24 protein-coding genes are annotated in these 23,288 nt (G+C 38.9%); 1 reads left to right on the top strand and 23 read right to left on the bottom strand.

Annotation, left to right across the window (positions count from 1 at the left end; all coding sequences use genetic code 11):
- From PLZ15_08740 to PLZ15_08700, 9 genes are all read right to left on the bottom strand, one after another.
- On the bottom strand, positions 1–840 hold the full coding sequence (locus tag PLZ15_08740) for a thiamine pyrophosphate-dependent enzyme (GenBank protein HOI29829.1): 840 nt from the start codon (positions 838–840) through the stop codon (positions 1–3).
- Complete coding sequence (locus tag PLZ15_08735) at positions 837–1,907, bottom strand: 3-methyl-2-oxobutanoate dehydrogenase subunit VorB (protein HOI29828.1); 1,071 nt, start codon at positions 1,905–1,907, stop codon at positions 837–839. The genes PLZ15_08740 and PLZ15_08735 overlap by 4 nt, the downstream gene beginning before the upstream one ends.
- Positions 1,904–2,191, bottom strand: coding sequence for a ferredoxin family protein (locus PLZ15_08730; protein HOI29827.1), 288 nt, complete (start codon positions 2,189–2,191; stop codon positions 1,904–1,906). Before PLZ15_08730 ends, PLZ15_08735 begins: the two co-directional genes overlap by 4 nt.
- Before the next feature lie 335 nt (positions 2,192–2,526).
- Entirely contained in the window at positions 2,527–3,429 is a 903-nt protein-coding gene (gene lipA / locus PLZ15_08725; protein HOI29826.1) for a lipoyl synthase, read from the bottom strand.
- A 127-nt stretch (positions 3,430–3,556) separates the two neighbouring features.
- Positions 3,557–5,161, bottom strand: coding sequence for a 2-oxoglutarate dehydrogenase, E2 component, dihydrolipoamide succinyltransferase (gene sucB / locus PLZ15_08720; protein ID HOI29825.1), 1,605 nt, complete (start codon positions 5,159–5,161; stop codon positions 3,557–3,559).
- A gap of 83 nt (positions 5,162–5,244) precedes the next feature.
- Entirely contained in the window at positions 5,245–7,329 is a 2,085-nt protein-coding gene (locus tag PLZ15_08715; GenBank protein ID HOI29824.1) for a dehydrogenase E1 component subunit alpha/beta, read from the bottom strand.
- 70 nt (positions 7,330–7,399) lie between these two features.
- A complete protein-coding gene (gene lipB, locus PLZ15_08710) occupies positions 7,400–8,110 on the bottom strand; it encodes a lipoyl(octanoyl) transferase LipB (GenBank protein HOI29823.1) in 711 nt (236 codons plus the stop codon).
- Positions 8,088–9,491: a dihydrolipoyl dehydrogenase gene (gene lpdA, locus PLZ15_08705; GenBank protein HOI29822.1), complete on the bottom strand. Its 1,404-nt coding sequence runs from the start codon at positions 9,489–9,491 to the stop codon at positions 8,088–8,090. The genes lipB and lpdA overlap by 23 nt, the downstream gene beginning before the upstream one ends.
- 177 nt (positions 9,492–9,668) lie before the next feature.
- Positions 9,669–10,382, bottom strand: coding sequence for an endonuclease III (locus PLZ15_08700; GenBank protein ID HOI29821.1), 714 nt, complete (start codon positions 10,380–10,382; stop codon positions 9,669–9,671).
- 76 nt (positions 10,383–10,458) lie between these two features.
- Between PLZ15_08700 and glmM the strand changes: the two genes are divergently transcribed.
- A complete protein-coding gene (gene glmM / locus PLZ15_08695; GenBank protein ID HOI29820.1) occupies positions 10,459–11,814 on the top strand; it encodes a phosphoglucosamine mutase in 1,356 nt (451 codons plus the stop codon).
- A gap of 2 nt (positions 11,815–11,816) precedes the next feature.
- Here glmM and PLZ15_08690 read toward each other — a convergent pair whose 3' ends face one another.
- The 14 genes from PLZ15_08690 to PLZ15_08625 all read right to left on the bottom strand — a co-directional run bounded on the left by PLZ15_08690 (position 11,817) and on the right by PLZ15_08625 (position 23,064).
- Positions 11,817–12,029 carry a hypothetical protein gene (locus tag PLZ15_08690; protein HOI29819.1) on the bottom strand — a complete coding sequence of 71 codons (213 nt, stop codon included), beginning with the start codon at positions 12,027–12,029 and terminating at the stop codon, positions 11,817–11,819.
- A gap of 137 nt (positions 12,030–12,166) precedes the next feature.
- Positions 12,167–12,589 (bottom strand): DUF3788 family protein, encoded by a 423-nt coding sequence (locus PLZ15_08685; GenBank protein ID HOI29818.1) that lies wholly within the window; start codon positions 12,587–12,589, stop codon positions 12,167–12,169.
- A 35-nt stretch (positions 12,590–12,624) separates the two neighbouring features.
- The gene (locus PLZ15_08680; GenBank protein ID HOI29817.1) at positions 12,625–13,383 is read right to left on the bottom strand and encodes an NADAR family protein; all 759 of its coding nucleotides are present in this window, start codon (positions 13,381–13,383) and stop codon (positions 12,625–12,627) included.
- 11 nt (positions 13,384–13,394) lie between these two features.
- Positions 13,395–14,150: a class I SAM-dependent methyltransferase gene (locus tag PLZ15_08675; GenBank protein HOI29816.1), complete on the bottom strand. Its 756-nt coding sequence runs from the start codon at positions 14,148–14,150 to the stop codon at positions 13,395–13,397.
- 50 nt (positions 14,151–14,200) lie between these two features.
- Entirely contained in the window at positions 14,201–14,668 is a 468-nt protein-coding gene (locus PLZ15_08670; GenBank protein ID HOI29815.1) for a hypothetical protein, read from the bottom strand.
- A 140-nt stretch (positions 14,669–14,808) separates the two neighbouring features.
- Complete coding sequence (locus tag PLZ15_08665; protein HOI29814.1) at positions 14,809–16,098, bottom strand: tetratricopeptide repeat protein; 1,290 nt, start codon at positions 16,096–16,098, stop codon at positions 14,809–14,811.
- Positions 16,099–16,259: 161 nt separating this feature from the next.
- Positions 16,260–16,805: a hypothetical protein gene (locus PLZ15_08660; protein ID HOI29813.1), complete on the bottom strand. Its 546-nt coding sequence runs from the start codon at positions 16,803–16,805 to the stop codon at positions 16,260–16,262.
- A 45-nt stretch (positions 16,806–16,850) separates the two neighbouring features.
- Complete coding sequence (locus PLZ15_08655; protein HOI29812.1) at positions 16,851–17,264, bottom strand: hypothetical protein; 414 nt, start codon at positions 17,262–17,264, stop codon at positions 16,851–16,853.
- A gap of 25 nt (positions 17,265–17,289) precedes the next feature.
- Positions 17,290–17,658: a hypothetical protein gene (locus PLZ15_08650; GenBank protein HOI29811.1), complete on the bottom strand. Its 369-nt coding sequence runs from the start codon at positions 17,656–17,658 to the stop codon at positions 17,290–17,292.
- 311 nt (positions 17,659–17,969) lie between these two features.
- The gene (locus tag PLZ15_08645) at positions 17,970–18,281 is read right to left on the bottom strand and encodes a hypothetical protein (protein HOI29810.1); all 312 of its coding nucleotides are present in this window, start codon (positions 18,279–18,281) and stop codon (positions 17,970–17,972) included.
- Positions 18,282–18,475: 194 nt separating this feature from the next.
- Entirely contained in the window at positions 18,476–19,366 is an 891-nt protein-coding gene (locus PLZ15_08640) for a phospholipase D-like domain-containing protein (protein HOI29809.1), read from the bottom strand.
- 194 nt (positions 19,367–19,560) lie between these two features.
- Complete coding sequence (locus PLZ15_08635) at positions 19,561–20,538, bottom strand: HNH endonuclease (GenBank protein ID HOI29808.1); 978 nt, start codon at positions 20,536–20,538, stop codon at positions 19,561–19,563.
- 211 nt (positions 20,539–20,749) lie between these two features.
- Positions 20,750–22,285 (bottom strand): hypothetical protein, encoded by a 1,536-nt coding sequence (locus PLZ15_08630; protein HOI29807.1) that lies wholly within the window; start codon positions 22,283–22,285, stop codon positions 20,750–20,752.
- Positions 22,286–22,491: 206 nt separating this feature from the next.
- A complete protein-coding gene (locus tag PLZ15_08625; GenBank protein ID HOI29806.1) occupies positions 22,492–23,064 on the bottom strand; it encodes a hypothetical protein in 573 nt (190 codons plus the stop codon).
- Positions 23,065–23,288 lie beyond the last annotated feature (224 nt).

Below are 23,288 nucleotides of genomic sequence, written 5' to 3'. Positions count from 1 at the left end.
TCAATTCTCCTTATCCGCCTTGGGCGGGTTCTGTGGTACTTTAATATCTCCGAGCGGATAGAATGGAAGCATATTCTCCTCCATCCATTTATTCGATTCAACCGGTGTCATTTTCCAGTTGGAAGGACAGTTGGAAACTATTTCAACAAAACTCAAACCTTTCTTCAATTCCTGGTACTTGAATCCGTTCATAATAGCTTTCTTAGCTTTGCGGACATTGTTCGGAGTATTAACTGCAACGCGTGTACAGTAATAAACTCCGGGGAGCTGCGCAACTAATTCCGTAATCTTAAGCGGATTTCCCATTACTTCTATTTCTCGGCCGAACGGTGTTGTAGTAGATTTCATACCGACGAGTGTAGTAGGCGCCATCTGTCCGCCTGTCATACCATAAATTCCGTTATTAATAAAAACTATCAGAATGTTTTCGCCCCGGTTGCACGTATGAAGAGTTTCACCTGTCCCGATTGCAGCAAGGTCTCCGTCACCCTGATACGAGAAGACGTATTTATCGGGGAGGACTCGTTTAATACCTGTAGCAACTGCAGATGCTCGTCCGTGAGCCGCTTCGGTCATGTCGATATTTAAATAATTATATGCGAATACGGAACATCCTACGGGCGCAACACCGATCGTTTTATCCTGAATTTTTAACTCGTCTATAACCTCTGCTATAAGCCGGTGAGCGACGCCATGACCGCAGCCAGGACAGTAGTGCATCGGGGTATCAGTCAGAGTTTCGGGTTTTTCGTAAACGAGGTTATCACTTGTGCAGACACTCTCTTCTGCAATCATATTCTCGTAGTGTTTTTCCTCTTCTATCATTCTCTTCTCGTTCATACCATTTCTCCTACATGAATTTCTTCTATCTTTTTTAATATCTCTTCCGGAGTCGGAATAATTCCGCCCATCCTTCCGATAAAATCAACAGGGATTTTTCCGTTAACTGCAAGCCGGACATCTTCAACCATCTGCCCTGCATTCATTTCTACTGTTAAAAATCCTTTTACTTTATCAGCCAGCTGATTCAATACGGTGTATGGATAAGGGAATAATGAAATGGGTCTGAAAACTCCGACCTTAATTCCTTTCTCTCTGGCAAGGCTTGCTGCTTTCTCACAAATTCTTGCAACCAATCCGAATGCTACAAGAACAAGTTCAGCATCTTCGCAGCCTGTCATTTCATAGCGGATCTCTTCTTCTACAATCTGTTTATATTTTTTCTGAAGATGAATATTTATTTCCTGCATTTTATCCGGCTGTATATGAAGCGATGTGATAATAGATCTTTCTCTATCTTTTGTTTTACCGGTAGTTGCCCACGAATAAATTTCGTTGGTTCTCTCCATCTGCGGAAAAAGCTCTACCTTTTCCATCATCTGTCCAAGCGCACCATCGGCGAGAATCATAACAGGATTAAGCCATTTGAATGCAAGTTCGAATCCGAGTTTAACATGGTCCACCATTTCCTGAACTGTGGAAGGGGCAAGAACTATCAGTCTATAATCACCGTGGCCGCCTCCTTTAACTGCCTGGAAATAATCACCCTGCGATGGCTGAATTGTTCCTAATCCCGGGCCGCCTCTCACAACATTCACAAGCAGACACGGAAGTTCGGCGCAGGCAATGTATGAGATCCCTTCCTGCATAAGACTTATTCCGGGTGATGAGGAGGAAGTCATAACTTTTTTTCCTGTACCGGCCGCACCATAGATCATATTGATTGAAGCAACTTCACTTTCCGCCTGCAGAACAACCATTCCGGTTCTTTTCTTGGCTTCGTTAGCAAGGTATTCCAGTACTTCCGATTGTGGAGTAATCGGATAGCCGAAATAAGCATCGCATCCGGCACGGATTGCTGCTTCTGCGAGAGCTTCATTCCCCTTCATTAATCTTAATTCTTTCATGATTGCACCGTTACTGTTATGTCACCGGTTACATTACTTATGGTTGCTATCTGTTCTTTTTTCTTATCTGTTTTCCTGTAGACTTTAATAATGCCTTCAGGGCAAACGAGCGCGCAGTTAGTACAACCTGTACAATTATCTTCTATTTTGACCACATAATGATAACCCTTGGAATTTAATTTACGGGAGAGTTCAAGGGATTCCTGCGGACAGGCTGCAACGCAGAGTTCACACCCTTTACACTTCTCGAGATCAATTAAAATATCCCCTTTTACTTTTGCCATTTGTTACCTCATCAGTTATTTAAAACGAAAAAGGTTATAGATTATCTATAACCCTTCGGGTGAATTACAATTTTTTTTATTTCGATTAGAATTCTTGGCATTCTGCTCTGTTTTTCTTGCTGAAAATATAGAAACTTACGTGCCAAAAAGTGAAACGGATTACCAATTATTACTGATGAAAAATAAGGATTATTTATTAAAAAACGGGTGTGATTTCCTGAGTTTCTTAATTTGAATAAAGACCAATTCTCTGGTTTTCAGTAATGAGAATTATTCAGGATTTTCGTAAAAAGAGTGAGAAAATCGGAATTATTTGATTATTGAATCGGAAACTGTCAAACCAGTTCAGCATGTTTATCTGCATGATATGAGCTCCTGACTAAAGGCGATGATTCAACAGCCTTAAGACCGGTCTTCAGACCGAAAACTTTGTATGACTGAAATTCATCGAGCGTTACGAACCTGTGAACAGGTAAATGGTTTTTTGTCGGCTGAAGATACTGCCCTATCGTCATTATCTCGCAACCATGATCATACAAATTCTTAATTAATTCGAATACTTCCTCTTGGGTTTCTCCGATTCCTACCATAATTCCGCTTTTAGTACGTAAGCCTTTATCTTTAAACCATCTTATTAACTCAAGGCTCCGTTCATATTTCGCCTGTGGTCTTACAGCATGATAAAGCCGTTGAACGGTTTCAAGATTATGGTTGAGAATATCGGGAGGATTTTTCATAATAATTTCAAATGATTCTTCTTCACCTTTAAAATCCGGTATCAGAATTTCAATCGTTGTCTGAGGCATTTTTTCGCGGATCAATCGGACTGTCTCTGAAAATATTGAAGCGCCGCCGTCTTTCAATTCATCCCGGTTAACCGATGTTATGACGGCATGGCGGAGTCCCATCGACTCAACTGATTCTGCAACTCTGCGCGGTTCATCGAGATCGAGTTCTGTAGGCATACCGACTTTAACATTACAGAAGCCGCAGCTTCGTGTACACGTATCGCCGAGGATCATAAATGTGGCTGTCTTTCTGTTCCAGCACTCTGCAAGATTTGGGCATTTAGCTTCCTCGCAAACAGTATTAAGTTTGCTTTTTCGCATCAGCTCGAAAACCTTTTTATAATTTTCTCCGCTCGGCAATCTAACTTTCAGCCAGTCGGGTCTCTTACCTAATTCAGGCCTTTCTTTCTCAATCTCTTCCGCAAATTTTTTCTGATGTTGATTAATCATTTTCCGTCCCGCTATTTTCGATCTTGATCCTGTTCCTGATCTTGATCCTGTTCCTGATCTTGATCCTGTTCCTGATCTTGATCCTGTTCCTGATCATGATCCTGTTCATAATCTTGTTTTTCTTAAACTAAACGATGTTAGTGTCAAAATTTTCCAGTGTATCTTTAACCGATTTAAGGAATTTTCCGCCTAGCATTCCGTCTACAAGCCTGTGATCGTGACTCAGAGAAAGGTACATCATCGGTTTAATCGCAATATGTTCCATTCCGTCGATCTCAACCACAACCGGTTTCTTAGTAACGGCACCGACTCCGAGAATTCCGACTTCGGGCTGATTGATAATCGGCGTTCCGAAAAGCGATCCGAATACACCGTAATTGGTAATAGAGAATGTGCCGTCCATTATATCATCCGGAACAAGCTTCTTTGTGCGCGAGCGGTTGCCAAGATCCGTAATCGCTTTGCCTAATCCGCGAATATTTTTTTCGTCCGCATTCTTGATGTTAGGTACAATAAGTCCGTTCGGCTCCACGGCAACGGCAATTCCGAGGTTGATATAATTTTTAACAACGATGTTATTACCGTCTATCGAAGCGTTCATCATGGGGTACTCTTTCAAGGCTTTTATTGCAGCATAAGTAATAAATGCCATGTACGTAAGTTTCAATCCTTCCTTCTGAAGGAATTCATTCCGGTGCTTCTCAATAAAATTATGAATTCTCGACATATCAACTTCTATCATGGCAGTAACGTGAACGGAAGTATCTCTGCTGTTGACCATATGATACATAATCCTCTGCCGGATATTATCCATCGGAATCAGTTTAACACGCTCACCATGAGAGAATGATGGCTGTTCAAATTTCTGTTCGGCCTGCGGTTTGATCTGATCAACTTTGAATTCGACTGCGGACTTGCCCGACCTTTTATTCTGCAGATAGTTTATCACATCATTCTTGGATACTCTTCCTCCAATTCCGGAACCCTGAATCATTTCAAGTTCAGCCATCGAAATTCCTTCGGTACTTGCGATGTTGAGTACAAGCGGAGAATAAAACCTGCTGCCTGACTGGGCTTGCGGTGCCTGCTGGGTTTTGGAAATAGTCTGCTGAACTGTTTCCGCCGGCTTTTCAATTTTTTTCTCCTGAACCGTTTCCTTAACGGCTTCTTTCGGTTTGGAGATTCCGGTTGTAGTAAGAATTCGTGCAACAGCTACTCCGACTTCAACCGTATCATTTTCTTTAAAAAGAACTTCAGAGATTGTGCCGTCTACAGGCGAAGGGACTTCTGTATCAACTTTATCGGTGCTTATTTCGAAAATTATCTCGTCTCTTTTTACTGAATCGCCCGGTTTTTTATGCCATTTGATTATCGTTCCTTCCATAACGGATTCACCCATTTTGGGCATCGGAACATCTACGAGATCGCCGCCTACCTGAGTAGTTGATGGAATCTCCTCTTTCTTCTCCTCTTTCGGAAGCGGTGCAGATTCTCCATCGGTATCAATAACGGCTACCACCGAGCCGACTTCAACGGTCTCCTGTTCAAAAACTTTTATATCTACCAGAACTCCGTCCTCCGGACTGGGTATTTCGGTATCGACTTTATCGGTACTGATTTCATAAATAATCTCGTCTTTCTTAACACGGTCCCCTTTTTTCTTATGCCACTTAATGAGAGTACCTTCATTAATACTCTCCCCCATTTTCGGCATCACAATTTCAACTTTCATTTTTTCTCCCTTGTAATTCCTCTTTCCGTTTTGGCTGAACGAAGAATCTCAAAATTGAATATCAAAAAATATTTTTTCTGATTTTAGTATTCCAGCAATTGTTTTACTTCTCTGTAAATTCTATCCCGCGTAGGCAGCACCGCATATTCCAGAGTAGGCGCGTAAGGAATAGGTGTATCCTTTGCTGCGATTCTTTTTACAGGACCATCGAGAGACTGAAAACAGTTTTCCGTAATTAGTGCGGCGATCTCGGCTCCGAATCCGCCGGTGAGAGTATCTTCGTGAATCACAATTACCTTGCCCGTTTTCTTAACAGATTTATAAATAGCATCAACATCGAGAGGTGCGATTGTCCTCAGATCGATTATTTCGACCGAGTAGCCTTCCTCTTCAAGTTTTTTAACCGCGAAATTCGATTCGTGCACCATTGCGCCGTATGTAATGATAGAAAGATCGGAACCTTCCTTAACTACTTTCGCTTTACCGAACGGGACCAGATAATCCGCATCCGGTTCCGGAGATGTTGAATAACTCTGCCGGTACAAACCTTTATGCTCCAGGAACAGAACAGGATCATTAAGACGTAAAGATGTTTTAAGCAGGCCTTTCGCGTCTGCGGCATTGGATGGATAAGCAATTAAAATCCCCGGCATATGGGCGAAGAAGCTTTCGATATTCTGACTGTGGTACAATCCGCCGTGAATGTAACCGCCAACAGCAACTCTGGTCACTACTGGAGCTTCGAAGAGATTGTTCGAACGGTAACGGTACATTACTATCTCATCGCGGAACTGCATAAACGCGGGCCAGATATAATCCCCGAACTGAATTTCGACGCACGGCTTCAATCCTGCCAGAGCCATTCCGGTTGCAACTCCTACTATGCTCGCTTCCGCAAGAGGAGAATTGAAGACTCTATCGTTTCCGAATTTTGTTGAGAGTCCTTTAGTTGCAGTAAAGACTCCTCCCTTCCCGTCTGCAACATCCTCACCGAAGACAAAGATCTTATCGTTACGGTCCATCTCCTCGCGTAAAGCGTGGTTGATAGCATCCACCATTACAACCGGACTTCCTTCATGCATCAGCTTTTCGTATTCGAGACGGTCGCGCTTTCCTGATTCATCCAGAACATATAATTCGGCAGTCTTTGGATCCGGCTCGGACTGTTTTAATGCCCAGTCGGCTGCTTCTGTAACATGGTCGTTAATTTCTTTTTTAAATTCTTCGTAAGCCAGTTCTGTAAGAACGCCTTTGCTGATAAGTTTTTCCGCAAACATTCTGATCGGATCCTTCTTCAAATCCTCCTGAAGGGAATCATCTGGACGGTATTTCTTCTGATCATCCGATGATGAATGCGAAAACAATCTCACTACATGTGCTTCGACAAGAGCGGGACCTTTACCCTGGCGTGCATACTTGAATGCCGATTGAGCGACTGCATGGACCTGCAGGAAATCTGTTCCGTCCACTTCCATTCTCAATAAATTCTCGTATCCTTTCATCATTTCAGAGACCGAGGCATTTTTTCCGCCTGTCTGATCCTGAACCGGAACAGAGATAGCCCACCTGTTATTCTGAATTACGAATACTACCGGAAGCTTTTCGCGCGAAGCCCAGTTAACCGCTTCGTGAAATTCACCCTGAGAAGTCGTTCCTTCACCGGCACTAACGTAAACAACTCCATTGATTCCTTTCTTTTTCATTGCAAGGGCAGTACCTACCGCCTGAAGAAATTGAGTGCCTGTAGGACTCGACTGAGTAGGAATGTTTGCTTCTTTAGAAGACCAGTGACAAGGCATCTGGCGTCCGCCTGTTAAAGGATCGTCAGCTTTGCCGAGGAACGCGAGGAAGAGATCCTCCGGCTTTGTTCCCACTGAAATTGAAAAGCACATGTCGCGGTAATAAGGATAAGCCCAATCAACACCCTTCTGCATTGCTAGCCCGAAAGCCACCTGAGTTGCCTCGTGACCGGCACCGGAGATTAGAAAGAATGCTTTACCCTGTTTGATAAGCGTCATTACTTTATTGTCGATCGACCTTGAAACGCTCATTATCCTGAGTGCGTTCATCAATTCATCTTTGGTCATACCGCCGAATGAATCAATCTTGCCCGTAGGAGTTTTTCCGTTTGATTTATCGATTACCGCTTCTGTTTTTTCTTTTGCCATCGATTTACCTCTGTTTTTTTGTCCAGGTGTTTTTCCAGTAAAATAAATTTACCGTTAATTCACAAAGACTCTAAGTAAGAGTGATTAATGTTTTTAAATAACCTTCTTTTTCACGGGTTGTAAAATGATCGTAGCCGAAGACTTTCTTAAAATTATCAACAAGCTTTTCTTTCACTTCGGTTAGACTGATTTCTCTGCCTAGTTCTTTTTGCAAAGATGTTACTTCTTTATCTCTAATACCGCAGGGAATTATTCCGCCGAAATAATTAAGGTCGGTATTAATATTAAACGCGAATCCGTGCATTGTAATCCACCTGCTCACTTTAATTCCGATTGCGGCAATCTTCCTCTGACCGATCCATACACCCGTATACTTCGGATTACGTTCCGTCTTTATTCCGTATTCAATACACGTCATCATTATTACTTCTTCTAGACCGCGCAGATATTCATGAGTATCCTGTTTCCAGTCGTTCAGGCTGATAATCGGGTAGCCTACAATCTGCCCCGGACCGTGATATGTAATATCGCCGCCCCTGTCGATCTCGTAAACATTAACTCCGAGTTCCTTTAGCTGTTCTTCATTGCTGATCAGATTCTCTTTGTCAGCAACTTTGCCGAGCGTATAAGTATGGGGATGCTCGAGCAGGAAGAACGTATCGTTTATTTCACCTTGAAGGCGGAGATTAAAAATTTCCTTCTGCAAATCCCAGGCTACTTTATAATCGACAAGGCCGAGGTCGCTGTAATCGAATTTTCTATATGTGGATTGATTCGCCATATGCATTTGCTGCCGCTTCCATTACAGATTCCGACAATGTAGGATGCGCGTGAACTGTCTTTACAATTGTTTCGTATGTAGCTTCCATCGATTTTGCAAGAGTAAGCTCGGAGATAAGTTCGGTTGCTTCCGGACCAATGATATGGGCACCGAGCAGCTCCCCGTATTTAGCATCGAATACAAGTTTGACAAATCCGTCACGTTCACCCGCAGCGAATGCTTTTCCGCTCGCCATAAACGGAAACTTGCCGATCTTTACTTCATATCCGGCTTCTTTGGCTTTGGCTTCTGTCATTCCTACACTCGCAACCTGAGGAATACAATAAGTACATCCCGGAATTGTTTCGTAATTAACAGGCGCTGCGTGTAATCCTTTAATAGTTTCAACACAGTGAATACCTTCGGCACTTGCTACGTGAGCGAGCCATGGCGCGCCGATTACATCACCGATTGCGTAAATACCCGGAATGTTAGTCTGATATGTGCTTTTGTCAACCTTGATATGATTTCTTTCAATCTCAACTCCCAATTCCTCTAATCCGAATCCTTCTATATTCCCCGTAACGCCAATAGCACTTAAAACCTTTTCGGCTTTCAATTCAATCTTCTTTCCATCCTTTTCAACTTTTACAGCAACTCCATCTTTAGTTACTTCAGCCTTTTCAACTTTAGTAGATGTATAGATATCTATTCCTCTCTTCTTAAAATTCTTTTCGAGAGTCTCGGAAACTTCTTTATCTTCAATTGGAAGAATGTTCTTCATCATTTCAATAATAGTAACTTTTGTACCGAGAACAGAATAGAAATAAGCGAACTCAACACCGATAGCGCCGGCACCGATTACAATAAGGTCTTTCGGCTGCTTCTCGAGTATCATCGCTTCTGTTGAAGTAATGATGTTTTTTCTATCGACCGGAATCGACGGGAAAGTTTTGGGACGGGCGCCTGTAGCAATAATTATCCTATCGGCATTTATCGAATCGGTTTTCTTCCCATCATTGTCATAAATATCGATCTGATTCTTCGATACAATCTTTCCGAATCCGCGGATTCTGTCAACTTTATTTTTCTTAACGAGCAGTTCCACATTTTTTGTTATCCGGTCTGAAATGTCCCTGCTCCTCTTTATTATCTTGTTGAAATCGAATGAGAGTCCTTCTACTGTTATACCGAAATCGGATGAGTGATTTTTCATCAGGTCGAATATCTCGGCATTCTTCAGGAGAGATTTGGTTGGGATACATCCCCAGTTGAGGCAGACACCGCCCAGATTGTCCTTATCAATTACAACTGTTTTGAAACCGAGCTGGCCGGCTCTAATTGCTGCGACATAACCGCCGGGACCGCCGCCTAAAACCGCAATTTCGTACTGTTTTCCCATTATTTTCACCGAAAAGATTTTAGAATTGGCCTGGAAATATAATCAACTAAGCCCTTAAAACAAACTTAAGCTCTTTTTTGAATTTAACAGAGATTCTGTACCATTCGTTCATATTCTTCAATTTAAAATCCCCCAATATCTGTTCGGCCGTTCCGGCTCTGAAGTATCCTCGTCCTACTAAACATTATCCAATAATAGAAAAGAATTCCTGACCTTACCCAAAGAACCCGAAAAATTCTTCTTATCATACCGGCAGATTTTTTCGACCGGACAGAATGCGCAGGCCGGGTTTGCCGGCTTGCAGATTTCCCTGCCAAGTTTGATCAGATTTGTGTGAAATGAATGAGCTATTCCTTCCGGAAGAATTTTGTTCAGCGAATGAAAAGTTTTGTCGGGAGTCTTTTCGCTTAAAATTCCCAGTCGGTTAACCGTACGGTGAACATGCGTATCAACCGGACAAATATTCCGGTCGAGTGAAAAGAGAAGTACGCACGATGCTGTTTTAACACCAATCCCCTTAAACTGCGTGAGATATCCGATTGCATCTTCACTCTCAAGCTGTTTTACTTTCCTCAAATTAAGATCATTCCTACAATTGAGTTCTTCGATTACATTTTTAATTGCTGCTGATTTCTGTTTTGAAAGTCCCGCTACTTTTATAATCCTCTCGATATCTGAACGTTTAACATTTAGAATCTGATCCCAGTCCTGGAATTTCTGTTTCAGGTTTTTGTAAGCCCTGTATGAATTATTGTCGTTGGTATTCTGGGAAAGAATGGTAGCTATAAGAGTATCGAGCGGATCCGGTAGAGGATTCTGCCTATCTGGAATTCCGAAACGCTTTATAAGAAGCCGGTTTACTTTGCTAATAAATTTTTTCTTTTCGGTCATTTAATAGGATATTTTTGAGGTCAAAGTTATTAAATTTATCCGTGATTTCTTTTTGAATTATATCTGAAGAGGTTATATGCCGACATTGATGATAAGCATCTCGGGTATCAGGGGAATCGTAGGCGACGGACTCGATCCTGAAGTGATAGTCCGCTCAACCGCTGCGTTTGCCGATTTCTGCGGTTCAGGAAAAATTGTATTAGGAAGTGACGGAAGGATTTCCGGAGGTATGGTTAGAAATCTGATAGTGGGTACGCTCACCGCTAAAGGAAATGATGTTATCGATATCGGCATCTGCCCAACTCCAACAGTTCTGTTCAATGTAAAGCACCTTAACGCTGCCGGAGGAATACAGATCTCCGCAAGCCACAATCCGAACGAATGGAATGCACTCAAACTTCTGAACAGTAAAGGTGAGTTTTTAAGTCCCGAAGAGAATATTGATTTTCTGAAAAAGATGGACGAAGCAACAAGGCATTTTGCGCCGTGGAATAAATTGGGGAATGTTACAGATTACTCAAAAGGACTTGATAATCATATCAATGCCGTGCTCAATATGAAGCATATCGACGTCGAAAAAATAAAAACCAGAAAGTTCAGGGTTCTTCTCGATTGCGTTAACGGTGCCGGTGCATATTCGATGCCCAAACTTCTAAAGAAACTCGGATGTAAAGTTATCGAGCTGAACTGCGAAAAGAACGGCGTCTTCCCCCGGCTGCCGGAACCGATCCCGGAAAATCTGACCGAGACAATGGAAGCAGTGAGAAAGCATAAAGCCGACATCGGTATTGTAGTAGATCCCGACGTAGACCGGCTGGTATTGATTACGGAAGAAGGCGAACCGTTCGGCGAGGAGAATACGATCACTCAGGCAGTCAAGTATTATCTCTCTAAGAAGAAAGGAAATGTTGCTGTTAATCTTTCAACTACACGCGCAGTAGATGATGTGGCAAATGAATTCGGATGCAAAGTTTTCCGCGCGCCTGTTGGAGAGGCAAATGTTGTTAAGAAGATGAAAGAGGTTGATGCCGTCATAGGAGGAGAAGGGAGCGGCGGCGTAATAGTACCCGATGTGAATTTCGGAAGGGACGCGCTCGTAGGGACTGTAATTACATTGCAGCATCTTGCGAAAGCGCGATGCAAGATGAGCCGGCTGAAAAAATCGCTTCCCGAGTATTTCATTGTAAAAAAGAAAATAGAAATCGGCAGCGCCAATCCCGATGAAATTCTAAGAAAAATGGTTGAGAAGTATAAGACGGCTAAAACTAATCTGGACGACGGGCTCAGAATAGATCTTGAGGATCACTGGGTTCACCTGCGCAAATCGAATACAGAGCCTATTATCAGGTGTATTGTAGAAGCAAAATCGAAAGATGATGCGGAGAAATTTGCAGAACTTTATTTAGTAGAGCTTACACAGCTGCAAAAATAAATCTATTCTTCTCTGTTTTTAACCGGGACTTTCCTTCTGCTGTTGAAATAGATTGAAGCCCCGAATGCAACTACCGCAGTTCCGTGAAATAGTCCTATAGTAAAATCAACGAAAGATCCGTACACAGTTAAACGTTCGAGGATCGAAGAGACCGTCATACAGAATAATCCGGCACCTAAAAGTGCAAATCCGTTTTGAGAAATGTTCTTAAGCATTATTTAATTCCCCCCATAAATTCAAAATTTTCAAATATTGAGACGCATTGAATTTATTAGAGTTATTAAAAAAATACATGGTTATCTCCCTCCTTTTTAAAGAGGGGAAACTACTATGCAGTTTTAAATAATTATTTTTATTTCAGAGTCAGTTTAAGATTTATCAATTCAATTGCGTAATCGATCTCTTTCTTCGTCTTAAAGAGGATTGTTATCCCCCTGATCTTACCGAACCTCTTCCCTTCTCTAAACTGCTTTTTTAAGTCCGGAGAAATTCTACTTCTTAGGATATACTCTTCAGCTTTGTCGCCGAAATAGAAAGTCGTCCGGAATGAGCTTTTAACAATCGAGAGCCAGAAGATAGTTTTGGATTTTTGTATTGCTTTTAAAAGCCAGCTCTTACCGTCGTTATAATAACGCCACTCGGTTGAAATCTGAGGGTAATCTGTTTTAATAATTGTGAAAAGAGAATTCCATAACGATTTGCTTCTTCCGATGTGAGAAAAGATAATTTCTTCTGTGGGATATTCCCTGCTGTCAGTAAGTAATTTAGTTTCCATAATTTATTCCGTTAATTAAAATCTCACTTCCGCTATTATTTATTTTCACGTTTCAATTCATCTCTTATCTGCGTAAGTATTTCGTAATATCTCCACTCCGGCGGCGATTCGGGATCCTGATGATGGTCGGGTCTTAAAATCAAATTACCTGTCGATAAGAGCACCCTCTTCACATCAGGATTCTGAGCAACCTTTTCCCGCATAGCCTCGACGATCAATCTGAAATGTTCACCCGGAATTTCCGATCTGTATTCAAATTTTCTTCCTTCAAAAGTCACCCATGTAATTCCGATCCTCCGCATATTCTCTTCAGCAAGGTCGCCCGCACGCTTTGCTTCGAAAGAAGCAAGCTGCGAGACCTGATCGCGTGTATATTTCCATTCGATCCCCGGGAATAATGAACGGGGATCTTCCGGGCCTTCGGGGTATTTCATCATCTGCCAGAATCCTTCAAGACTGGCATAACGCTTACCCCGGTATTCAAATGGCGTGGGTGCGAAATTGGAAAGGAGTCCTAACTCATTTCTTTTGGATAGTATCACCTCGCCCGGCAATGCCTCCTGAGGCAATATCTCCCAAGCAGGTTTGTTCTCATCATAAACCGGAGTCCACCAGTGTTCAGGGTAAATAAGTTTTGCATCCTGATGTTCTGAAGTGCAACTGTGAAATAGAAGTTGTAAAAGAATCGAAAGAATGAACAAGAAAAATTTTCTATCGCGTAAAGTCATATGATCCTGGTTCTTGGTTCTTCGTTCGTGGTTCTTAGTTATTATTTCAATGTAATCTAGATTCATCTGCAAAAAGTTTATTCAGGTTTGATGCCGAGAAAAATCGTTAACGGGTATTCCCCTTCGCCGAGAAGATTCTTCTGGTATAATCCGTTCAGAGGTTCCTTCTTTAATTCAAGACCTGCGTCTGCAAAGGCCTTATCCCAAACCGATTCCGGAAATAATCCGAGATGGTGGATCTCCGAGCGGACAGTAAGCTCCCCTTCCTTCCGGATCAGGTAGAAGATTGCAGCTTCGTAAGTACCTGGTTTATAAGGATTGATGTAATTATTCTCGAGCACGGTTAAATGGATTCCGTCTTTCTCACCTGTGTAGGCAAAATTATTATTACTGAAAGTCTCGAAAGTTTTTCCAACAATAAGTAGCACTCCACCCGGTTTGAGATGCCGTGATGCGTTCATGACCGCCAGATTAAGATTCTCCTCAGATGCCATATAATCGATAGAATCCGGTATTACAACTGCGTCGAAGAGCCGGTTGAGGCGGACGGTCCTCATATCGCCTTCAATATATTCGATCTCCGGATGCCGTGCGCGGGCTTTGTTAAGCATTCCTGTACTCAGGTCAACTCCGGTTACATTAAAATGCTCCTTAAAAAATGCATCGTGACCGCCGGCCCCGCTTCCGAAATGAAGAAGTGTCTCAGGCAGACGGCGGGAATTCCTTTTTATCAGATCATTATAAATTGATACTTCCTCACTGTATTCATCCGGATCTGAAAGCAGGTCGTCCACCCAAGCTAATTCGTTATATGCAATCCAGTCAGAACTCATTTTGTCACCCGATATTTATTTAGATTTATTTCCGCCGATACAATTCAACATTACCCGGCCTTCCCAGGCAAATTTCTACTATTTCCGCACCATATGCATGCCGGTTTGTGAACACAGATTAATCCGCCGCATTCTTTGCAGGCCCATTTCAATTTTTCATTACGTATGAAATACCTGATCCCCTTTTCATTTATAATTGTAAGATTCTCTATCATGCTAATTCCGTATTTTGTCATGTAGCGCTTATCTAGCTGCTTCAATCTTCTGCACGGGAATTTACCGCATCTCTCAGAACAGTAAAGAGACCCGCTTCTTTTTAAATGAGGACAGTTTTTTATTACGCAGGTGGACCGGTATTCGGATTTCTTTGTTCCGTTGAGTTCTTTACGGAGGCAGCCCGGACAGTTATTCTCCTCGCGTATAAATCCCCAGCAGAGCCGGCAGTTCATTCCGCAAGGAGCGATAAGATCAACAAGAATTGAATGGTTCTTAGATATATCCGGATTCTTCATTAACATATAAACGCTTCTGGAAGATTAATAATAGAAAGATCGGCAGCAAATAATTTCAACGCACACTAATAAAGCATTAAAAATATGATTGAAATATTAAAACCGCTTTTGGGCAACACTTCTATTTTTCATTAGATTTTCTATTGCTAAAAATCCTTTACCGTTATAGAAGGAATTATTTCCTCACTTGTTATTCCGCCTTCATTATCTACAGCGGTTACTTTCATTTTAATATTTCTATCAATCAGCATCCCTTTCTCAATTAAAAAGGATCTATTAAAGGAATACGTCTTAGAATTCCCGGCATTCATTTCTACTATTTCCTTGCTAAAAGGCAAAGGATCTATCTTAAACCTAGCAATACCTTTATCATCCTGAACATTGCACTCATAGGTCACGTAAAAATCACCCTGCTTGATGGTTTCCGGATTCGGCATATCAAAGTAAATTGAACGAATCGTAAGGGCGATATCCGAAATCTGCGGCATACTTTTATTCGACTCTTTAATTCTATTTAACAAATTATACAGTTTTGTTTCGTTGGCAAGAAAATCACTTTTAAAATCATTATTAATATTTTTCAGTATCTTAGATAAATTCAGAAGATAATTCTTGTAGTACTCAGGGTTGATATCTAATGGTGTAGTAAAAGGCCCGTCCATATAGTTTCCTGCCCTTATTGCACAATTAAAAGCAAGGTGGTATTCTTTTTTAGAATAGAGTCGAATCAACAATTCATTTAGCAGGAAAAAACAATTTTGCTTTTGACTCAGCAAAGTTCCAAAGATTGTTAAATCAAGTTCCATCTTTGTATTCGCGCGGACTGTCCCGCTGCTATGGAGTGTTATATTATTGTCTACTATTTCACAATACTCGATAACGCTCTGAATTATTGCCGGATCAAGGTTTCTGTTCATCTTAGAATAAAGGGCATACATTCTCGACTGCCAGAAAAGGATCTGATCATAAGGTTTAACCTCGTGTATTGCTTTGGTAAAATATTCCTCAGCATGCTGATAATCCTGAATTGTTAACGCGCTCAAACCCCTTAAAAAATTAAGTTTGTAATGTTCCTCAAGCGCAGGAACAAATTCCCAGGTCAGCAATGCTTCTTTATGACGGTTCAATTTGTGAAACACAAGGCCCAGATAATAGGCCGCATTTGGGTATTCTGTTTTATAGTCGAAGAGATCCTGAAAGGATTTTCTTGCCTCTTCATAGTTTTTGTTCTCATAATAAGTGTATCCTCGTGTGTATTCCGAAATCGGGTCAATTCCGGAATTGAAAGCGGATAGAACAGTTATTACAGTAGCAGCAATACTGAATAGCGAAACCAGCCACCAGAACGGCTGGGACCTATGAGTTTTACAGAAGAGAAAGACATTCTGACGGGTACACCGCTTGAAATTTTTTGTCCTTCCAAAACACCGCGTCATAAATTTATCCGTCTGATAAAAAATATCATAATATTCTAATATTCTTTGTCACTTCTAAATTCCAGTATTAATCTAGCTATTAAAACCGAATTAGCAAACAATATTAGATTACCGGAAATCGTACAATACATTCAACGCATTCCTGATTCAAAATAGAATGTTCACGGCAGTTTTGTTTGGTCGAATTTTGTACGCGTAGAAACTCTTATTGTCCTTAAAAGATAAATTAAAAACCAGATGCCAATCGCCACATAAAATGAAATAATAAGAGCCGAAGCGATTAATGAAAAAAGCAACGTAGCCCTTAAATAAGCCAAATATACTGATGCACTGAAATAAACGAAGAAAAGTAAATAGAAGGAAATTGACAGAAGTTTATCCACACTCCTTGGGTCGTAATGACTTTTTCTTTCCAGCCAGTGTTCCCATCCTATTTCCTCACCGATCTTTTTTTCAATCTCGTAATAAATATACCTTCCACACCGCATCAAACCATGGTTCTCTGACAGGTATAATAATGCTAATACAATAACCAGAATAGGTGTTGTAAATAGGATAATATCCAGCTCGTAGGTCATAGCCAGAAAGTTTGTTGCCGGGACAATTGACAAACCGAAAGCCATTGTTTTAAAAATTCTTGACTTAGTTTCTTTGATTTCCTCGCGTAAAGACTTGTACTCTTCAATTAAGTATTCCTGATTATTCATATTTCACCTTGCTGTAAGAAGCTTTTTTGTAAGCATTTGATGTAATTAATTCTCCTTTTTACGGATGGAGATTAGAAGTAATGTAATTATCACCGATAGAACCGGCGCGAGGAACGCGAGTATTGCCGGACCCGCGAATATCTCCGGACCCTCATACGGAATTAATGGCGAGAGGAGGCCGGGAATTGTAATAGTGAATATGAGTGTAAGGAGAAAACCAAGGGATCCCCACAACAGTATCTTCCTCCCTTTCGCTTTTGCGAATCGTGCCGTAAAGAATCCCGAATATAAACACGTAACACCGAGGTAAGAATAAATCCAGTACGGAGCTAAAGAAAGAAATTCCTCACCTTTATAACTTGTATAAAGCCATATGAAACCTACCGCAAAGAGAATTATTATAATTAGTCCTGCAATTGCGGGTAGAATAATCTGTCTATTTTTTACGGGTCTGTTCATAAGGTTATCTGACTGGCTCTCACTATTATTTCCCTTCGGTACGATTTGAAGAACTCCTGTTTAGAAGAAAGTCTAATCCAAAAGCAAGACCGACGCCTATCAGGTTGGCAAGCAGGTCGATTGGGTCGAATACATTTGTCATAATGCCGAAGCCGTTGGTAATCTCGAATAATTCGACTGCAAGCAGAGCAATAAACGCTGTAATGAATCTATTCTTTTTCCACGTATCAGAACTGAAAGAGATTATAAAGTAGACGGCAAATGAGACTGCTAAATTCCCTGAATAGCTTTTAACAATTTCCGTGTATGGTCCGCTGTAATTATGCTTCAACATAAGAACCAGTGCACCGGATAGAACGAATAATAGATTGCGAAGTTTTTCTTTTGCGATCATATTTAAATTAATGATAAAGTAATATGGAATATTAAAAGCGCTTCAACCAAAGCGCCGCACATAACTATTCCGTAGGAATCCCTATGGGACAATGACGCTTTAGGCAAATACCTTTTTGTTTTAAACCTGCCCGCCAATCTTAATGGCGGGATCAACTTCGTTCCTGCCCGCCGTTTTTTTGCGGGTTACAAATCAGCTTTAATAACGAACTTATTCTGAAAAACTAAACTTTATATTTACAACTCAGCTGCTTTACCGGAAGCGGCCGATAAAATAATTTTTACTGATCAAATATATTCAGCTTTTTACTCTTATGTAATTCTTTTTAAAAATAGATCCGCCGCTACTCCGATTAATACCACTCCGACAATTATCCATATAAGGATTTTAATTCTCTTCTTCCTGTTGTATCCTTCCCCATAAAGTACATAACGGGAGAAGAGGCCGGAAAATGTTCCAAGCATAATTGATCTTGGTACAGTTAACCAGGACCAGTTTAACTTATCCGATATTATGTAAAAAGCGGTTAAATAATAGAGTGAATACAAGGGTATTGAGATCAGCGGATTCATATTAATACGGTACATAAGTTTTCTTGCAGAACTTTTGTTAACGATTACCATGATACCCCCCCCTAATTAAAATCATGAAATCAATTCATTTATAAGCACTCTGCATTGTATAGAAGAAGAGTTGAAGAATAAAGTAAGTTTATTAAAAAGAATTATATTTCACTTCATACGGCCGCAACGAATTACTCTGCCGAAGGCAGAGATGCGGTCGGCTTGAAGAACTTGTTAGCCGCTATGTTGGGAATTTATTTTATTAAAAATTTACGACCATCCATTTTAACATTACGAGACCAATTAAAAACATAAGTGCTTTTGTTTACATTGAATAGATATCTATCATTATTTTCTAAATGGGCGTAAGGCAATACATTCTCTTTTAAATAGCTATACGGAATTGCAAATACTCTTTCATATTCTGAATTCAAATCACAGATTACAACCACAAAAAATTCGCCTCTTTGATATCGGCGATTTAATTGATTCTTATAAATCTGGAAAAACCAAGTAGTATGATAGCTTGGTTTTCTTGTAATAACATAATTTAATTTATTGTCTTTGGATGAATTTATATTAATTAACTTTGATGGTTGAGGATATTGATCTTCTTCGTGAAGAGTTACTTTTAATTCATCAGATTGAATTTGACTCTCCAATTTTGATAGTATTTGATCAGAAATATCTTTTGAATATTCAGATGCCCATAGTTGTTCATACTCTTGTAAAATAGTAACAAAGTTTATTTCATCTGATTTTACACAAACATTCCATTCCTTTCCAGACGATAATCCACTCGCAGATAAATTGGATGAGCCTATGATTGCTAAACCATAATTCGACTTCTTGAAAATATAGGATTTAATATGAAAACTGGTTCTGGGATTTGAGTAATACTTTAATTTCACCCCAACTTCTTTCAAAGTTCTAATTGCCTCAGCTTCGGTAGCACCAAAATCATTTGCAAAAATAATTGAAACTGAATTCCCCCTTTCAATAAATTTTTCTATAAATGGGATAAGCATATTGACACCACTCTGACGAATAAATGCCAGAGCACACAAAGCTTCCACTGAATTATCGAATTGTTCTTTTAAGAAATCTTTTAGTAAGATATTTTTATTATCAATAAATGTGACCATTTTTCTCACTAATTGTTTTGCGGCTAACGACGTGGTAACTAAACCGCTGCAGAACAGTTTACGATACCAACGTTTTTTGTTTTACTGATTATGTTATTTATTTGCTTCTTAAAACTCCTTTCACTATAAAGTAACACAGCAAATATTACGACCGACTACAGCAGACGGTTTTGAGTTGCTGGTTAGCCCAAAAATTATTTGTATATAAATTTATTATGATAGTTTATAAACTCATCGTTTATTTCATGCTGATCGCAATAATTGATTCTCCTTTTCTCCAATTTTATGAATCCATAATCAAGTTTAGCATGACAGTTCGGACAAACACACAGCATGTTTTCAATAATATCTGGTCCATTATGGGGTTGCCCTAATGGTCTTATATGATGCACTTCAGAGTAAGTTTTTGTTTTAAAGTCGTTTTCCAAACATTGATCACAAAGTTGACAACGATTCTTATATAGCTCTTTAATTTGAGCTGACTTAGATGTATCTCTTAAAATCCGGTAAATGACACTTTCATCACGAATGGTAGAATTAGAAGCTTCACCTATATCAAAAGCTAGAGTAGTAGATAAACTATAGTCAGGAGATGGTTCATTTACTAAACTACCATTAATTTGGGGATTATCAGCAACTAAGTGTTTTTTTATTAAATATTCATGAAATCCAGAACTGCCACTCCAACGTTTTAACTTATTTTCAGCTACAAAACAAAATGTACCTCTTGGATCATAATTATGTCTATAGTTCAAATATTTTATAAACTCCATCCAAGTTAGATTTATTTTTTCTGTTTTGAAGAAGAAGATATAAGGGAATTTGTCTTCCCCCCACAAAGCTATTGATAATTTTGGCAGCTCAATTTTTTCAAAAACATTAACAATACACATCGCTGGTATTTCACCCGGCATATGTAATGATTTAACAAATAGAACTAAATCCCCAGTTTGCAGACTGTTTATTACGCGTTTAGCGCCACGGGGAACGCCCCAACAATTTGCTTCTCCATAAGGGAAAGACGCTGTTAATTGACTGATAAGATGATATTTTGCTGGATTATCATTAGGTATTGAATCTGCTATTTCTGTAATTAATCTACTTTTAAATACAGTTCTCGGGAAATCTCGATTTGCCCCAACTTCTCCAACATGGTGAAAAAATGATCTCATAATATTTCCAAATTAATGAGGGCTAACGGTGTGGTTTTTAAGCCGCCGCCCAACACAGCAATGCAGCTTTGAAAACCAATGCCGATAATTATTTATTAATATGTTTTGTTAACCACATTCAAAGAGCAACTAAGTTTTGTAATCCAACTTAATAACAACAGCAATGCCGCAAGGTTTAAAGCAGTCGGTCTTGAAGAACTTGTTATACGCTTTAATGAGAACCGATAAACGAATTCCTATCTTCTAATAAACATAGTAACCAGAATAGTGTTAAGGATGAGAATGAATCTGGAATATTTCCGTCAACTAATGATAAATATCTAGATGGTCGTTTATTCTGATCATTTCTACTGAAATAACCGTGGTGAGTATTTCTCAAAACTCTGATTACATTACTAGTAAATAATGATATGTCCTCGTTTATATCATTTGTTAACGATTTGTCTTTAACAATTATATCGTTCCCATTTATTCTATAATCCAACCACACAGAGTTTTTTATCGTTTCATTAAGATTATTATAAAGATGATTTACAGTTGAGATAAGTTTATTTCTAAATGAAAGTTGAGAATTATTTAAAACACCTTCGATAACTGGAATTATTTTATCTTTATTAAATAGCATTTTGAAAAAATCAACACTACTAGGTAATCCGTACTGGTTATAATTACTTAACTCACTTAATAAGTCAGCAGCTTGGAAAGTTATACTTTTGTTGAAGTAACTATTGTGTGAGGATAGTATAGATAAGCATATTTTGATAAGGTGCAATAATGATAGATTATATTCCAATGAGAATATAGGATCAATTTTACTTAGATCTTTTGCCTCTGTGAAGTTGTTAATATCAAGATATCTTTTAATAAAATTATTGGATTTGTCAACAGCCCAGATGATAAACTCTTCTGATTCGTTAAAGGATGGAGAATGCTTGAAACAATATTTTGCATATAAATTTTCATTTGTCCAATCAAGGTTGTTTATTTTTTGTTTACCAAAATCTGAATCAGTCCTAATAAAATCCATAATATCTCTTGGATAATTGTCCAATTTATATTCAACGGGTATTGTTGGAATAAATATGAAATACAATCCGATTTTGTAATTAGCATGAAATGCTGTAACGAACGGGAAGGAAAAATGTTCTGCAAATCCTAGGACACTACTAAATATTTCGTGACTTTCGATCATAAGCCAGTTTTTTAATGTATTGAATCCATTAAAGTCTGTAATTTTTGATTTGATATCTGGGTAATGATTTAATGCATACATACCTCTGATCATACCGCTTCTTTTATAATAAAGTGAGTCCAACCTCACTGAAATTATTTTTCCTTCTGGGAATTTGTTGAAGAAAACATCCTTAAATGCTACCTTTAATAAATCCTCTAAATATTTGGTATCACAATAAAATATTCCTTTTTTAAATTGATCTATTTCTTTATGAGTATAACCACCATCTAATGTTTTTACCATTTCTAAACACTTATTATAAGTGATGGTCGGGAATGGATACTTATATGAAGGAAAATTTGTAAATGCCTTAACAATATCCGTATAATCAATTTTGCTGTTCTTATCAAAAATTTCTGTATAGAGTGCTTGGCCACGATAATCATCACTAATTAATATATAATTGTCAGTTGGTGAACTATCAATTACATTATATCTATTTTCCAAAAATTGAGGTAGAAAATGATTCTTTAAATCATTTGAAGGAAATTCTAATTTCTTATGATCGGCCATATTTACCTATAGTGTATAACGGCATTGTATTTAAGTTGCCGCCAATAACAGCGATGCAACTTTGAAAAACGAACACCAATAATTGTTAATTTATTTTTCTTTTTAACCTACTTCAAAGAGCGACAAAGTTTTGTCAACCTACTTTATATTACTTTAAACGGCCGTATCAAAGATGCGGTCGGCTTGAAGAACGGGTTATACCACATTTAGTTACTATTTAATTTTCTAATATCTTCTTTGACTTCAAAAAGTAATTCTTTTACTAATTGGATGAAATTATTTACTTCTACTCCATCATCTATATTTATAATGTTTACAATCTTATCAAAATAAAGTCCGTGTCGATAAGTCCTAGCTGATACACTTCCAAAGATTAGAAATACGAAACGACAATAAGGGAATATGGTTTTTATCATCTGAACTTTTTGAGAGTAAGTCAAAATCTCGTGTGTGTTCGGCTGTTTGTATTTTGTTTCGATAATGATATATGGTAAACCAACGTGGTGAGTATTTTGTGCATTATCCTTTTCTAATACAACATTAATTAATTCATTACCATTTGCTGAAATTTTTGCATCTCGATAACCAATAATTTTATCAAACAATTTTTCATAAATAACTATATCTTGTTTGAAACACCATATTTCTAATTTGTGCTTTTTATTTGGAAGATAGATGTGTTTATAAGGAATAGGAACTTCTTTATCAATTAGTAATTGCTCAAAATTGAATTCTTGCATTTTGTTCAATAACTGATTTCGTAACTCAGCTTCATTCATAATTTCTAATACAATTTAGTGGTATAACATATACTTATGCTGATTGTCCCCGATAGCTTTTTTGTATGTTATCGAGATTTATTTTGGTATAACAAACAATCCAACAAATCACTCTATATAAGATCTGCTGAACCTGCTGCTATTGGTATAAAGAGAGACATCTATTTGTAATATCTTTTTTGTTCTAAAGGAAGCTGTTAAAAATGCTGCGGTGAAAAAGGAGA

Source organism: Melioribacteraceae bacterium (assembly GCA_035362835.1).
Taxonomy (GTDB): domain Bacteria; phylum Bacteroidota; class Ignavibacteria; order Ignavibacteriales; family Melioribacteraceae; genus DSXH01.
The sequence above is the reverse complement of the archived record's forward strand: the minus strand, read 5'-3'. Positions and strand labels throughout refer to the sequence as shown.